The sequence below is a fragment of the Natronomonas sp. CBA1123 genome, from assembly GCF_009741925.1.
Taxonomy (GTDB): Archaea; Halobacteriota; Halobacteria; order Halobacteriales; family Haloarculaceae; genus Natronomonas.
Map to the genome: position 1 here is coordinate 1 of NZ_WPCC01000044.1, position 13178 is coordinate 13178.

General features: G+C 64.7%; 17 protein-coding genes. 11 read left to right on the top strand and 6 right to left on the bottom strand.

Annotation, left to right across the window (positions count from 1 at the left end; translation table 11 throughout):
- Positions 1 to 42 precede the first annotated feature (42 nt).
- The gene (locus tag GJ631_RS15340) at positions 43 to 804 is read right to left on the bottom strand and encodes a VOC family protein (RefSeq protein ID WP_156709993.1); all 762 of its coding nucleotides are present in this window, start codon (positions 802 to 804) and stop codon (positions 43 to 45) included.
- A gap of 98 nt (positions 805 to 902) precedes the next feature.
- Here GJ631_RS15340 and GJ631_RS15345 point away from each other — a divergent pair, with 98 nt between their 5' ends.
- Positions 903 to 2006 (top strand): hypothetical protein, encoded by a 1104-nt coding sequence (locus GJ631_RS15345; RefSeq protein WP_156709994.1) that lies wholly within the window; start codon positions 903 to 905, stop codon positions 2004 to 2006.
- On the opposite strand, the gene GJ631_RS15350 is transcribed toward GJ631_RS15345, so the two are convergent.
- Together GJ631_RS15350 and GJ631_RS15355 are read right to left on the bottom strand one after the other, a co-directional pair.
- Complete coding sequence (locus GJ631_RS15350; RefSeq protein WP_370518697.1) at positions 2003 to 2467, bottom strand: TIGR04206 family protein; 465 nt, start codon at positions 2465 to 2467, stop codon at positions 2003 to 2005. The two genes, GJ631_RS15345 and GJ631_RS15350, sit on opposite strands and share 4 nt — an antisense overlap.
- A 5-nt stretch (positions 2468 to 2472) precedes the next feature.
- Positions 2473 to 3588 (bottom strand): GTP-binding protein, encoded by a 1116-nt coding sequence (locus tag GJ631_RS15355; protein WP_156709995.1) that lies wholly within the window; start codon positions 3586 to 3588, stop codon positions 2473 to 2475.
- 96 nt (positions 3589 to 3684) lie between these two features.
- Between GJ631_RS15355 and GJ631_RS15360 the strand changes: the two genes are divergently transcribed.
- The 8 genes from GJ631_RS15360 (at position 3685) to GJ631_RS15395 (ending at position 8737) form a co-directional block, all read left to right on the top strand.
- Positions 3685 to 3849 (top strand): hypothetical protein, encoded by a 165-nt coding sequence (locus GJ631_RS15360; protein ID WP_156709996.1) that lies wholly within the window; start codon positions 3685 to 3687, stop codon positions 3847 to 3849.
- A gap of 62 nt (positions 3850 to 3911) precedes the next feature.
- Positions 3912 to 4112 (top strand): hypothetical protein, encoded by a 201-nt coding sequence (locus GJ631_RS15365; protein ID WP_156709997.1) that lies wholly within the window; start codon positions 3912 to 3914, stop codon positions 4110 to 4112.
- Between the two features lie 87 nt (positions 4113 to 4199).
- Entirely contained in the window at positions 4200 to 4691 is a 492-nt protein-coding gene (locus GJ631_RS15370) for a 50S ribosomal protein L11 (RefSeq protein ID WP_156709998.1), read from the top strand.
- Positions 4692 to 4835: 144 nt separating this feature from the next.
- A complete protein-coding gene (locus GJ631_RS15375) occupies positions 4836 to 5264 on the top strand; it encodes a thiol-disulfide oxidoreductase DCC family protein (RefSeq protein ID WP_370518698.1) in 429 nt (142 codons plus the stop codon).
- A gap of 126 nt (positions 5265 to 5390) precedes the next feature.
- Entirely contained in the window at positions 5391 to 6029 is a 639-nt protein-coding gene (locus GJ631_RS15380; RefSeq protein ID WP_156709999.1) for a 50S ribosomal protein L1, read from the top strand.
- On the top strand, positions 6026 to 7078 hold the full coding sequence (locus tag GJ631_RS15385) for a 50S ribosomal protein L10 (protein WP_156710000.1): 1053 nt from the start codon (positions 6026 to 6028) through the stop codon (positions 7076 to 7078). The genes GJ631_RS15380 and GJ631_RS15385 overlap by 4 nt, the downstream gene beginning before the upstream one ends.
- A gap of 6 nt (positions 7079 to 7084) precedes the next feature.
- On the top strand, positions 7085 to 7426 hold the full coding sequence (rpl12p, locus tag GJ631_RS15390; protein WP_156710001.1) for a 50S ribosomal protein P1: 342 nt from the start codon (positions 7085 to 7087) through the stop codon (positions 7424 to 7426).
- Between the two features lie 87 nt (positions 7427 to 7513).
- Positions 7514 to 8737, top strand: coding sequence for a tripartite tricarboxylate transporter permease (locus tag GJ631_RS15395; RefSeq protein WP_156710002.1), 1224 nt, complete (start codon positions 7514 to 7516; stop codon positions 8735 to 8737).
- Positions 8738 to 8755: 18 nt separating this feature from the next.
- Here the strand turns inward: GJ631_RS15395 and GJ631_RS15400 are convergent, their stop codons facing one another.
- A complete protein-coding gene (locus tag GJ631_RS15400; protein ID WP_156710003.1) occupies positions 8756 to 9391 on the bottom strand; it encodes a DUF6517 family protein in 636 nt (211 codons plus the stop codon).
- Positions 9392 to 9622: 231 nt separating this feature from the next.
- Here GJ631_RS15400 and GJ631_RS15405 point away from each other — a divergent pair, with 231 nt between their 5' ends.
- Positions 9623 to 10108 (top strand): PadR family transcriptional regulator, encoded by a 486-nt coding sequence (locus GJ631_RS15405; protein WP_156710004.1) that lies wholly within the window; start codon positions 9623 to 9625, stop codon positions 10106 to 10108.
- Between the two features lie 87 nt (positions 10109 to 10195).
- Here the strand turns inward: GJ631_RS15405 and cysS are convergent, their stop codons facing one another.
- Both cysS and GJ631_RS15415 read right to left on the bottom strand, forming a co-directional pair.
- Positions 10196 to 11677, bottom strand: coding sequence for a cysteine--tRNA ligase (cysS, locus tag GJ631_RS15410; RefSeq protein ID WP_156710005.1), 1482 nt, complete (start codon positions 11675 to 11677; stop codon positions 10196 to 10198).
- A gap of 39 nt (positions 11678 to 11716) precedes the next feature.
- On the bottom strand, positions 11717 to 12184 hold the full coding sequence (locus tag GJ631_RS15415; RefSeq protein WP_156710006.1) for a hypothetical protein: 468 nt from the start codon (positions 12182 to 12184) through the stop codon (positions 11717 to 11719).
- A gap of 106 nt (positions 12185 to 12290) precedes the next feature.
- Here GJ631_RS15415 and GJ631_RS15420 point away from each other — a divergent pair, with 106 nt between their 5' ends.
- Entirely contained in the window at positions 12291 to 13178 is an 888-nt protein-coding gene (locus tag GJ631_RS15420) for a CbiX/SirB N-terminal domain-containing protein (protein WP_156710007.1), read from the top strand.

A 13178-nucleotide genomic window follows, 5' to 3' on the forward strand; every position in this document is an offset into this window, starting at 1 on the left:
AAAAAGGCGCTCACGACGACTCCGTCGCCGTTTCGCGTTCGACTACCGCGTGACTACTTCCACTTCGTGACCGTCGTTCGTCTTCGTGAACGCATAGCGGTTCCCGCAGGATTCGGGGTCCCGGTAGTCGGCGGCGTCACGAGTCATCAGCGTCTCCCACGTCGAATCGAGGTCGTCACACCGAACGGCGACGTGGCCCCACGAATCACCCAGTTCGTAGCTTCGGCCATCGTAGTTGTACGTCAGCTCGACGCTCATCGCCTCTTCGGCGGCGTCTTCGGGCTTCATGAAGTACAACGCGAAGTCGTCGAACTCGGCCCGTCGGAAGAGGTCGTACTCCAGTTTCCGGCTGAACCAGCCGATGGCCTCGTCTGCGTCCTCGACGCGGAGCATGGTATGGTCGAGACTCCACTTCTCGCCGTGGTCGCGTTTGACGAGTTCGATTTCGTGGCCGTCGGGGTCCTTCACGAAGGCGTAGCGGTTGTCGCAGGACTCGGGGTCGCGATAGTCCTCGACGCCGCTTTCCATCAGTTCGTCGTAGGACTCCTGCAGTTCGTCCTCGGGGACGCGGACCGCGATGTGGCCCCACGCGTCGCCCATGTCGTAGGTGCGCCCGTCGTGGTTGTAGGTGAGTTCCAGCAGCGCGCCCTCTTCGTGGACGTTTTCGGGCCCGAGAAAGACGTTGGTGAACGTATCGGCCTCCCAGCGACCCTTCTCCTCGTAGTCGAAGTGGGTGGTGTAGAACTCGAGGGACGCCTCTAAGTCCTCAACGCGCATCATCACGTGGTCCAGTATCGCGTGCATACCCGAACCGACGAGTCCGCGACAGGAAAACGTAGCGACGGCGGCAGTCGGTCACCGTCGGCCGTATGACCTATAGGTCTCGTCGGGTCATTGGACGTATGGACCTCCACCGACGCGACGTACTGAAAGCGACCGCCGCCCTCCCGCTCGTGACCGCGGCCGGCTGTACCGGCGTCCTCGATGGCGGTGAAACGCCGGCGTACAACGACAGCACGCCCAAAGACGGCGCAAACGACGACGCCGGTGTGTTCTTCGTCCACATCGACGCCGAGTGGCTCCGGCGCTACGAGGGTGAGGAAGAACTCCCCTATGCCGAGGAGCTGCCGGACGCCGTCGACATCGACATCGGCTCCGACACCGCGCCGGTGAACGTCGACCCGCTTGTCGCCTACCCCACGGCCGGTCTCCTCATCGGGAGTATCGGCCTCGGGTTCGGACTCGTCCCGTACGGCTTCGCCGACCGGCTTCTCGGCCCCCTTGGCGAGGGGGAACTCCCCGAGGAAACCGCCGACAACGACACCGACACGTCGACGGCGACTCCCGATTCAGGGAACGAACTCCGCGTCGATTCGATGCTGCTCGTCGACGGCGTCGGCGTCTTCCGTGGCTCCTTCGACGCCGATGCCGTCGTCGCTGCCTCGGAGGGGTTCGAACCCGGCGAGGAGCAGGGTGACTTCGAGGTGTACGAGGGCACCGGCGAGGGCTTTCTCTCGACGGAGGGGTTGGCGTTTGCGGTCCGCGACGATATGCTCGTCACGCTGTTGGACAGCGAATCGAGCCTCGACACCGTACTCGACACCATCGCCGGCGAAACCGAACGGTTCGGCGAAGCCGACGACAGCGGGTGGGCACTGGAGACCGCCGGTAACGGCCACGTCACGCTGGGTGCGTGGGGCATCGACCCAGAAGCGGGGGTGACGAGCGACGGGGAGGCCGACACCGGTCAGTTCGTCGAGAGCGGCCCGGTGCTCGAATCCGCAACCGGCCTCGTGAGTTCCTTCACGCTCGGACCCGAGGAGGGAACGGCGTCCCTCGCTGCCGTCTATCCGGAGGGAGAGGTGCCCGACCGGGCCACAATCGAAAACGAAATCGGAACGTCCGCGACGACGCGTGACGTTTCGGTCGATGGGGTCCGCGTCGCCGTCGACGGGACGTGGCGCGTGGCCGCGGAGTCGACGGCCACGGAAACCGAGAGCGACTAATCCAGCGGTCCGAGTCCTTTCTGTCGAGCCAGCGGCCAGTAGTACCACCACACGACGGTCCAGGAGGCGATGGCGCCGAGCGGAATCACCGGAAACTCCGAGAGTGGAAGCGCGTACGTCCGAAACAGCCCGTAGGAAACCTGTGCGTGGGCGATGCCGGCGAAGGCGAGCAGGCCGCCGGTGAGCCGAGGGTCCTCGAAATCCCAGAGGCCGGCCACCGCGCTTGCGAGCGCGCCCGTGTAGAGAAGTATTCCGGCCGGCCACGCTTGCAGTCGACGCGGGAGCGCGTCGGTGTAGACGAAGAGGAACTCGTAGACGTTGGTCAGATGGAGCGGGTCGAGACTCACCAGTCCGAACGAGAAGACGAACGTCACCTCGCCGACGAGGAGGACGGTCCACGGGAGCAGCCCAACCGCGAGAACGGCGAGCAGTCTGCGGCGTGGTGTGGATTCGTCGCTCACGGCAGTCACTTCCGGGCGACGATTCGCAGGACGTCCTCGTCGTGGAGTTCGTGGTCCCGGCCGACCTGCTGTTCGTCGTGTTTCGCCGACGGACCGGTGACTCGAGCGAACCGGAACCGCTCGTCGAAGCTCCCGCCGAGTTTGTCGATGGCGTCGTCGACGGTGTTTTCCTCCTCGGTGAGGATGAGCGGTTCCTCGCGGTCGACGCCGCGCCCCGGCTTGTCCATGTAGATGCGGATGAGGCCGAGTTCCTCCCAGATGGTCTGTTTCAACGAGTCGAGGCCCTTCTCCTCTTCGGCGCTGATGAAGACCGCTTCTTCGGGGTCGATGTCGTGGTCCCGCAACTGCTCGTTGACGGTTTCGAGGTAATCGGGTTCGATGAGGTCTGCCTTGTTGACACAAACCATCGAGGGGAGGTACTCCCGGTTGGCCTGCAGGGAGTCGACCAACTGGTCGATGGTGAGGTCCTCGCGGATGGTCACGTCGGCGTTGACGTAGTCGTACTCCCGGAGGACGCTCATGATGGTCTCGTCGTCGAGGCTCACCCGGTCGGAGGTGGTGAGGTTGATGCCGCCTTTGTGCTTCTTGCGGATGTTCACCTGCACCGGTTCGGTGTCGAGGCGGACCTTGTTCTTGTACAGTTCTTCGCGCAGGCGCTCGTACTGCTGTATCTCGAACACCGAGAGGACGAACAACACGAGGTCGGCAGTGCGGACGACCGACAACACGGCCTGGCCGCCGCCGCGGTTCTCGGCGGCCCCTTCGATGAGGCCGGGCACGTCGAGCAGTTGGATGTTCGCACCGTTGTACTCCAGCATGCCGGGGTTGACATCGAGGGTCGTGAACTCGTAGGAACCGACCTCGCTGTCGGCGTTCGTGAGGGCGTTGAGGAGCGTCGATTTGCCAACGGAGGGGAACCCGACCAACGCGACGGTCGCATCGCCGTGTTTCTCGACGGCGTAGCCACCGCTACCGCCCCCGGAGGACTGTCTGCGTTCGAGTTCCTCTTTCTTCTCGGAGAGTTTGGCCTTCAGCCGACCGATGTGCTGTTCGGTCGATTTGTTGTACGGGGTGTTGGCAATCTCCTCTTCGATTGCCTCTATCTCCTCTTTGAGCCCCATTACGCGAGTACTGTCGTCGGTGCCGAAAAAGGCGTTCGGTTGTGCCTCACTCGCCTCGAGCGCGGGGATTATATCGCGACAGCGATAAGCGACGGTATGGAGGGCAAGAAGAAACTCGCCTACAGCCTCATCTGTGTCGGATTGGCCTTCGTCGGCGTCTTCCACTTCGTCTTCTCGACGCTGTTCGGCTACGGCTTCCGGCCGGTGAGCGGTATCCTCATCGTCGCCGCGATATTCGGTCTCCTGCTCGTGAACGCTTGATGTCGATTCGAACCGGACGGGTTTCAACAATTTAATGCCCCGCTACGAGAAACTAAGTCCCGATGGCAAGCCCCTCCGGTCTCCGCGACAGCACCCAGATAGTTCTCCCGTGGGCGTCGCTGGACGGGGTGCAAGCCGACCTCGAAGCGGAGTTCACCGTCACCGTCTACGACGAGGGAAACGCCGCCCGCATCATCGGCAGCCCCGTCGTCATCAAGGAGGTCAGCGAGTATCTGGTTCGACAGGGTATCTCGCTACCCTAAGCCGGCGAATCGGCGCGTGACTGTGACTGCACCGCACGCTGAACTGAATCGACAACCCTTAAAGTCGCGGCGACAGTTCGTTTCGATATGGCTGGAACTATCGAAGTGCTCGTCCCCGGCGGGCAGGCCAACCCCGGTCCGCCGCTCGGCCCGGAACTCGGCCCGACCCCCGTGGACGTGCAGGCGGTCGTCAACGAAATCAACGAACAGACCGAGGCGTTCGACGGGACGGAAGTGCCCGTCACCGTCGACTACGACGACGACGGGTCGTTCAGTATCGACGTTGGTGTGCCGCCGACGGCGGCGCTCATCAAGGACGAACTCGGCTTCGAGACCGGCAGCGGCGTCCCCCAAGAGGACTTCGTCGCCGACATGTCCGCAGAGCAGCTGAAGAAAATCGCCGAGCAGAAACTCCCCGACCTGCTCGCCTACGACGCCCGCGGCGCCTCCAAGGAGGTCGCCGGCACCTGCGTCTCGCTGGGCGTCACCATCGAGGGCGAGGACGCACGCACCTACAAGCAGCGACTTGAAGACGGCGAGTTCGACGACACGTTTGCCGAGTCCGAAGCGGCGGCGTAGTCGCCCCAACTCACGAACGGGCGGGCCGATTTTCCCTCGCGTTTTTACCGCACCCGAGCGGACGCTCCGTCGATTCGCCCGACCGTCTCGACCCATCCGCCACCGACCGCTGCCGTTTAGGTCCTCTCGAACCAACGAACGCGCGTGAGCGAGGACAGTTCTCGGCCCGCCACGACCGACCGCCCGGTTCTGCTGTTCGACGGGGTCTGTAACCTCTGTAACGGCCTCGTCCAGTGGGTCATCGAGCGGGACCCGGAGGGACGGTTCCGGTTTTCGGCCCTGCAATCCGACGCCGGCCAGCGATTGCTGGAAGCCCACGCCCTGCCCACCGAAGATTTCGACACCTTCGTTCTCGTCGACGGTGAGAACTACTACACCAAGTCGACCGCAGCGTTGCGCGTTCTGAAGGGCCTCGGGTTGCCGTACTCGGCGCTGTATCCCGCAGTGGTCCTGCCGCGCTTCGTTCGAGACCGTATCTACGACTTCGTCGCCGACCACCGCTACGGCTGGTTCGGGAAACGCGAGTCGTGTATGGTGCCCGACGAGAGCCTCGAATCGCGGTTCCTCGAGTGAGAGGTCCCGGCACGCCGAAAGCGGTTCGACGGCCTTAAGTGCGTCATACTCCTCGCTCGATACGAGACAGGCGTAGCCTGTTTCACACCGTAGTAGCCCACGTGGCTGCGACTACGGAGGTGAACGATGGCAGATTCGATACAGGACGCAGTATCTCGCGCACTCGACGAGGCACCCGAGCGGAACTTCCGTGAGACGGTCGACCTCGCTATCAACCTGCGCGACCTAGACCTAGACGACCCCAACAACCGGGTAGACGAGAGCATCGTCCTACCGTCGGGTACGGGCCAGGACACGCGTATCGTCGTGTTCGCCGAAGGTGAGACAGCGATTCGCGCCCAGGACGTCGCAGACGACGTTCTGGACGGCGACGAGCTGGAAGACCTCGGAGACGACGACGACGCGGCGAAAGACTTGGCGGACGAGACGGACTTCTTCATCGCCGAGGCCGACATGATGCAGGACATCGGTCGCTATCTGGGTACCGTACTCGGTCCCCGTGGTAAGATGCCGACGCCCCTGCAGCCCGACGACGACGTCGTCGAGACGGTCAACCGGATGAAGAACACCGTTCAGGTTCGCTCCCGCGACCGACGGACGTTCCACACGCGCGTCGGCGCGGAGGACATGTCTGCCGAGGACATTTCCGACAACATCGACGTCATCATCCGTCGACTGTTCACGGACCTCGAGAAGGGCCCGCAGAACATCGACGCGATTTACGTGAAGACGACGATGGGGCCGGCCGTGGAGGTGCCCGCATGAGCGCCGAAGCCGAACGCAAGACCGAGACGATTCCCGAGTGGAAACGGGAGGAAGTCGACGACATCGTCGCGTTCCTCGAACGCTACGACTCCGTCGGCGTCGTCGACGTCACCGGCATCCCGAGTCGCCAACTGCAGGACATGCGCCGTGAACTGCACGGCACCGCAGCCCTGCGCGTCTCGCGGAACACGCTCATGGAACGCGCCCTCGAAGAGGTCGACGACGGCCTCGAGGACCTGACCGAGCACGTCGCCGGACAGGTCGGACTCATCGGCACGAACGACAACCCCTTCGGGCTGTACAAACAGCTCGAAGAGTCGAAGACGCCGGCGCCCATCAACGCCGGGGAAGTCGCGCCGAACGACATCGTCATCCCCGAAGGCGACACGGGTGTCGACCCGGGTCCGTTCGTGGGTGAACTCCAGTCCATCGGCGCCAACGCCCGCATCGACGAGGGCTCCATCAAGGTGATGGAGGACTCGACGGTGCTGTCGGCCGGCGAAGAGGTCTCCCAGGACCTCGCCAACGTCCTGAGCGAACTCGGCATCGAGCCGAAAGAGGTCGGTCTCGACCTGCGTGGCGTGTTCTCCGACGGCGTGCTGTTCGCGCCGGAGGAACTCGCCATCGACGTTGAGGCTTACGAGGCGGACCTCCAGTCCGCCGCCGCCGCGGCGCGGAACCTCTCGCTCAACGCCGAGTACCCGACGGCCCAGACGGCGCCGTCGATGCTGGCGAAGGCCGCCGGCGAGGCCAAGTCCGTGGGCATCTCCGCCGCAGTGGAGAGCCCGGACCTCGCCGACGACCTCGTCTCGAAGGCGGACGCACAGGTCCGCGCGCTCGCAGCGGCAATCGACGACGAGGAGGCCCTCCCGGAGGAACTCCGCGGCGTCAGCGAGCCCGTCGATACGGGTAGCGAGCCCGAAAGCGACGACGAGGACGAGACCGACGAAGACGAAACGGAAGCGGAAACTGACGAAAGCGATGCCGAGGACGCCGACGACACCGAAGACGGTGACGGCGGCGACGCCCTTGGCGACATGTTCGGGTGACTTACAATGGAATACGTTTACGCAGCACTCATCCTGCACGAGACCGGTGAAGAGATCAACGAAGACAACCTGACGGACGTACTCGACGCAGCTGGCGTCGATGTCGAGGAATCCCGCGTCAAGGCGCTCGTCGCCGCGCTGGAGGACGTCGACGTCGAAGAGGCCATCGAGACGGCCGCGGCCGTTCCCGCCGGCGGTGCCGGTGGCGCTGCGGGCGGTGCGGCGGAGGAGTCCGCCGACGAGGCCGAAGAGGAAGCCGAAGAGGAGGCCGAAGAGGCCGAAGCGGAAGAAGAAGACGAAGGCGACGACGAGGACGGCGGCGAGGGCCTCGGCGAGCTGTTCGGCTAACTCCGGAGACACCTTCTTCATTTATCGACCGCACAGCGACAGCGCCGGCCGAAGGTTTACGTGTCGGAACGCGGCCAACTCCCGGCGATGGAACTCGTCTTCACGCCCCGTGAAACCGCCGTCGCGCTCGGCTTCGTATTGGGTGGGGTCGCGTTGGGAACCACGAGCGGTCTCGTTCCGGGCCTCCACGCCAACAACATGGCGCTCGTCCTCGCGGGCGTCGCCCCGTCGGTTCCGGGACCGCCGCTGTACGTCGGGATGGCGATGCTGTCGGCCGGCGTCGTCCACACGTTTCTCGACATCGTGCCCGCATTGGCCCTCGGTGTCCCCGACGCTGCGGTAGCGGTGACCGCGCTCCCGGGACACCGACTCGTGTTGGAGGGGCGTGGGCACGAGGCGTTGCGGCTGTCGGCGCTCGGCAGCGGCGCTGCAGTGGCACTCGCGGCGCCGCTCGCGATTCCGGTGACGAAAGCGATGACGGCCGTCTGGCCGATACTGCGTTCTAATCTCACAGTCGTCTTGCTCGGCGTGGTCGTGGTGCTGGTGCTCACCGAGCGTGGCCTCCTCGCGAAAGGCGTCGCCGTGGTTTCGCTGACGACGAGTGCGTTACTCGGACTCGGAACCTTGGAACTCTCCCCCGAGGCACCGCTGTCGGCGGGCGGCATGTTGGCGCCGCTGTTCGCCGGCCTGTTCGGGGCGCCAGTACTGCTCGATGCGCTCGACGGGGACGGCGTACCACCGCAGGACGACGCCGGCGTCGCGCTGTCGAAGGGGTCTGTCGCCGGACTGGCGGGCCTCGGAACGGTCTCCGGTGCCGTGGTGGGCTACGTTCCCGCGGTGTCGAGCGCTATCGCGTCGACGCTGTCGCTGCTCGCCGTCCCAGGCCGTCACGGTGCCCGCGGGTTCGTCGTCACGACGTCGGGCGTCAACACGGCGAACTGCGTCTTCGCGCTGTTCGCGCTGGTCGCGCTCGGCGCCCCACGCACGGGCGTCCTCGTGGCGGTCGAATCGGCCGGCGTACCGCTGTCGCTTCCGCACCTGTTCGTCGCCATGGGCGTCGCGGCGGCCGTCGGGTTCGTCACCGTTCCCCTACTGGGCGACCGGTATCTGTTGGCCGTCGGTCGAATGGCCCCGAGACGTCTCTCAGTGGCCGTGTTGGTTGGACTCGCCGGACTCTCGTGGCTGTTCGCAGGCGGTATCGGTGTGGCTGCCTACGTTGCCGCGACGATTGTCGGATTGGTTCCCGCGCGATTCGGTGCCAGACGAGCGAACCTGATGGGCGTACTCATCGGGCCGATAGTGGTCGGATGAAAAGAGCCGTCTACGGAGTCAGGCCGGGTGCTGAACGCCTTCCAGGAGGGTGTTGATTCGGTCGGTTTCCTCGATGTCCTTCGGGTGGACGCCCAGCGCGACGACGAAGTCGCTCTCGCTTTGGGTCTGTGCGATGTGGATGAACACTTCGACGCTTTCGCCGTTCGTCTGTGCTTCGGCCTCGAACCGAGAGACGGTGACCGTCTCGCCGAGTAGCGACCCGTCGCGTTCGTCGACGGGCTGGACGTTGTCGATGCCGTCGTACTGCTTCTGTAGGCGCAGGGCGAGTTCCTCGTTGTTCAAATCGTCGATGGGGTTGAACGCCTGACCGGCGATTTCGACCTGCGGGGTGGAGAGGACGGTGAACCGAGCGAGTTCCCCACTGAGACCGAGGCCGATGTCGACCGACCGGGAGTACTCCGCGAGCATGTTCACGACCACGACGGTTCGGTCGACCTGCTCGAAGTTCCGCTCTCGTACGTCCTCCTCGACGGACTGCTCCTCGTAGTCCGTGTCCGAACGGGCCTGCTCGGAAACCGTCGCCGTCTCCGCCTCGAACCGTGCCTCGTCGCCGGTGATGAGGTCGGTACAACCTGCCATACTACCCACGAGCAGTGCCGACGGAACGCCCGCAAGCACCGTGCGTCGTTTCATACTCGACGGTATTATGTCGGTAGTGTATAAGTTACGTGGCCGTCGTGGCAACGTATTTCACGATGCGCGTTCTCAGCGGTCACGCGCCGACAAACCCGACGGTCCGTTGGCTCCAGCGGGCGGAGACGATGATAGCAAACACAAGTTATGAACAAATAATGAGAAATTTCCGGGAATTTATATACCATCATAACTAGTGAAGAATATGCTTTGCACACCGGAGGTGGCCGCATGAGTTCTCAGAAGCAGTCCGAGACGGAGTTACAGGAACTGGTTGGAAAACTATCAAAAGACGGCGACAGCAACGGTACGGGCGACCCCGCTGCACGCACCGAACAGCTCGTGACCGACACCTCCGGGACGCTCGCGCCCGAAGGCTGTCTGAACATCGACGACGGACTCGTGAAACAGTCGCTCTCCCCGCTGCTCCTGTTGCTCGTCGGGCTTCGAACCGACGACGCCCACGGGAAAGGCATCATGGAGGACCTCACCCGGTTTTTCGGTGCCGATTTGAGTCCGGGAACCGTCTACCCCGCCCTCCACGACCTCGACGAGGACGGCCTCCTCGAGATGCACGAACTCATCCAGACCAAAGAGTACCGCATCGACGACCGCGAAGCGGTCCGAGAGACGCTCGAAGACGCGATGCAACAGCACCTCGCGTTGGGCTTCGTGTTCCAGCAGGCGCTCGACGAAATCGACCCGACGGACGAATAACCCCCAGCCCTCCTCCGGATTCGGTGCGGAAACCGACTGCTGCTTTCGCGATGATTTTCGACAGTCGTGAGCCGAAGGCTCGCGAGTTCAGAGCCGATACGTCGGCCCGTCGTCGGTGTCCTGAACCTCGACGCCGAGGGCTTCGAGGTCGTCGCGGAGTTCGTCGGCGCGTTCGTAGTTTCCGGCCTCCCGTTCGGCTTCCCGCACGTCGAGGACGAGTTCGACGAGTTCGCCCGCCAGCGTCGCCTCGCCGTCGCCATCGCCGGTGAAATCGAAGCCGAACACGTCGCCACCCAGTTCCTCGAAGGTCTCGACGGTCCGACGGAGCGCGCGGTAGTCGTAGTCGTCGCGTTCGTCGAGATGTGCGTTGGCCGCCGAGGCGAGTTCGAACAGCGCCGCCAGCGCCTCGCGAGTGTTGAAATCGTCGTTCATCGCCACCGTGAACGTCTCGCGAGCCTCCTCGACGGCACCACGGAGGTCGCTTTCGACTTTCGTGTGGGCGGCCGGCGAGTCGACGGCATCGACGACGCGTCTGTAGGCGTTTTCGAGCCGCTCCCAGCGTTCGATGGCCTCTTCGATGGCGTCGTCGCTGTAGGTCTGCGTGGAGTTGTACGACGCCGAGACGAAGAACATTCGCAGGGCGTTCGTTCCGAAGCGGTCGACGGCCTCCGAGACGGGAATGAAGTTGCCGAGACTGGAGGACATCTTCTCGTCGCCCATCTGGAAGAGGTCGGCGTGCAGCCAGTACTTCGCGAACTGCTCGCCGGTGGCCGCCTCGCTTTGGGCGATTTCGTTCTCGTGGTGCGGGAAGACGAGGTCTCGGCCGCCCATGTGGATGTCGATAGAGCTGTCGAGATGCGTCATCGACATCGCCGAACACTCAATGTGCCAGCCGGGGCGGCCCTCGCCCCACGGCGACTCCCAGGTCTCACCGGCCGGCGAGTCGACGGCGTAGGTGCGGTCGTCGTGGCGGTGTTCCGCGACGGCTGATTCGCTGACGCCGTCGGCCTTCCACAGCGCGAAGTCCGCCGGGTGGCGTTTCTCCGAGCGCTCTTCTTCGACGCCCTGTGCCTCGACGTCCTCGAGTCGCTGATTCGAGAGTTTCCCGTAGTCGGGGAACTCGGTCACGTCGAAGTACACCGACCCGTTGGACTCGTAGGCGTAGCCCTTCTCGACCAGCGTCTCGATGAGGTCGATGATTTCGGGGACGTGTTCGGAGACCCGCGGGTACACCTCGGCGCGTTTGAGGTTCAGTGCGCGCATGTCCGAGAGCAACTGGCCGACGAACCGTTCGGCGACCGCGCCTTCGCTGTCACCGAGGTCGTCCTCGCCGATTCGAGCGACGATTTTCTCGTTCACGTCGGTGATGTTCTCGACGTGGCGGACGCCGTAGCCGAGGTGTTCGAGCCAGCGGTGGATGACGTCGACGTGCGTCCACGTGCGTGCGTGTCCGAGGTGGGCCGCATCCGAGACGGTCAGTCCACAGTAGTACAGCAGTACGTCGTCGGGGTCGGCCGGCTCGAACGGTTCGCGCTCCCCGGAGAGCGTGTTCAGCACGCGAAGAGTCATTGTCGGAGGGAACTCCCCGGGTCGGTTTCAATCCGTCGCTTATAATACGTCCTCGACGGCCCGGACGGCGTTGGCGCCGTCCCGGCGACCGACAACGACGACGAGACTTCCCTCCGTGCCGGCGGCCGCCTCGACGCCGACGTCGGCGGTCCGGAGCCGTCCGAGCACGTCGGCGAGGGCGTCGACGTCGACATCGCCCGACGCGACGACGGCGGTGCTGTCGCCACCGCCCGCAGCGAAGGCGGCGTCGCCGACGACGAGTAGGGCTTCGCCGTCACCCCCGGCAGGACCGACACCCGACTTCATCGAGACGCTGGCGCGGCGGTCCGGGGGTTCGTACGCATCTAGCTCCTCGGCGTACCGACGGAGCGCGGCGGTGACGGCCTCGACTTCACCCACATCGAGGAAGCGAGCGGCGGCGGAGTAGTTGACGACACCGGCTCGGAGGGCGGTCTCCAGAAAGGGGTGTTCGCGGACGGCCTCGCGGGTGTCGGCAGCGACAGTCATACCGGCCGCTCTCGGCGTGGCGACAAACCGATGTCGGTCCCGAAGTCGACCGTCGCAACCTTCGGGTTGCGAAGCCCCTAAGAGCGCGCTGGCCGTTGCTTCGAGTATGCAAGCGCTCGTCATCGTCGCCCACGGGTCGCATCTGAACCCGGACGCGAGTACGCCCACTTACGAGCACGCCGACACGGTGCGTGCGGCCGGCGTCTTCGACGAGGTTCGGACCGCGTTCTGGAAGGAAGAGCCGTCGTTCCGCGAGGTGCTTCGGACCATCGAGAGCGAGGAAGTGTACGTCGTCCCGCTGTTCATCTCGGAAGGGTACTTCACCGAGCAGGTCATCCCCCGAGAGCTCCGTCTCGACGACTGGGACGTAGCCGAGTGGGACTCCGACGGCACGAGTGCGACCCACACCACGTTAGCGGCCGGCGACGTGGAGAAGACGGTCCACTACTGCGGTCCCGTCGGCACCCACGACGCGATGAGCGACGTCATCGTCCGCAGAGCCGAGACGGTGACCGACGACCCCGACGTGGGGCCGGGATTCGGACTGGCCGTCGTCGGCCACGGCACCGAGCGCAACGAGAACTCCGCGAAGGCAATCGAGTACCACGCCGAGCGCATCGGCGAGATGGGCCGTTTCGACGAGGTGAAGGCGCTGTTCATGGACGAGGACCCCGAAATCGACGACGTGACCGACTTCTTCGAGAGCGACGACATCGTCGTCGTCCCGCTGTTCGTCGCCGACGGCTACCACACCCAAGAGGACATCCCCGAGGACATGGGGTTGACCGACGACTACCGGACGGGGTGGGAGACACCCGCAGAAGTCGATGGCCACCGCATCTGGTACGCCGGCGCCGTCGGCACGGAGGCACTGACTGCCGACGTCATCATCGAACGGGCCGCCGACGCCGGCGCCGACGTTGGGAACGCAATCGAGGAAATCCGACGCCGGACCCGCGTGGCGGGTGCCGACGGCGCGAGCGTGGGGGACTGA

Excerpts from the sequence above, each read along its gene's own strand:
- GJ631_RS15340 (WP_156709993.1), bottom strand. The coding sequence starts at position 804 with ATGCACGCGATACTGGACCACGTGATGATGCGCGTTGAGGACTTAGAG.
- GJ631_RS15345 (WP_156709994.1), top strand. The coding sequence starts at position 903 with ATGGACCTCCACCGACGCGACGTACTGAAAGCGACCGCCGCCCTCCCG.
- GJ631_RS15355 (WP_156709995.1), bottom strand. The coding sequence starts at position 3,588 with ATGGGGCTCAAAGAGGAGATAGAGGCAATCGAAGAGGAGATTGCCAAC.
- GJ631_RS15360 (WP_156709996.1), top strand. The coding sequence starts at position 3,685 with ATGGAGGGCAAGAAGAAACTCGCCTACAGCCTCATCTGTGTCGGATTG.
- GJ631_RS15365 (WP_156709997.1), top strand. The coding sequence starts at position 3,912 with ATGGCAAGCCCCTCCGGTCTCCGCGACAGCACCCAGATAGTTCTCCCG.
- GJ631_RS15370 (WP_156709998.1), top strand. The coding sequence starts at position 4,200 with ATGGCTGGAACTATCGAAGTGCTCGTCCCCGGCGGGCAGGCCAACCCC.
- GJ631_RS15380 (WP_156709999.1), top strand. The coding sequence starts at position 5,391 with ATGGCAGATTCGATACAGGACGCAGTATCTCGCGCACTCGACGAGGCA.
- GJ631_RS15385 (WP_156710000.1), top strand. The coding sequence starts at position 6,026 with ATGAGCGCCGAAGCCGAACGCAAGACCGAGACGATTCCCGAGTGGAAA.
- rpl12p (WP_156710001.1), top strand. The coding sequence starts at position 7,085 with ATGGAATACGTTTACGCAGCACTCATCCTGCACGAGACCGGTGAAGAG.
- GJ631_RS15395 (WP_156710002.1), top strand. The coding sequence starts at position 7,514 with ATGGAACTCGTCTTCACGCCCCGTGAAACCGCCGTCGCGCTCGGCTTC.
- GJ631_RS15400 (WP_156710003.1), bottom strand. The coding sequence starts at position 9,391 with ATGAAACGACGCACGGTGCTTGCGGGCGTTCCGTCGGCACTGCTCGTG.
- GJ631_RS15405 (WP_156710004.1), top strand. The coding sequence starts at position 9,623 with ATGAGTTCTCAGAAGCAGTCCGAGACGGAGTTACAGGAACTGGTTGGA.
- cysS (WP_156710005.1), bottom strand. The coding sequence starts at position 11,677 with ATGACTCTTCGCGTGCTGAACACGCTCTCCGGGGAGCGCGAACCGTTC.
- GJ631_RS15415 (WP_156710006.1), bottom strand. The coding sequence starts at position 12,184 with ATGACTGTCGCTGCCGACACCCGCGAGGCCGTCCGCGAACACCCCTTT.
- GJ631_RS15420 (WP_156710007.1), top strand. The coding sequence starts at position 12,291 with ATGCAAGCGCTCGTCATCGTCGCCCACGGGTCGCATCTGAACCCGGAC.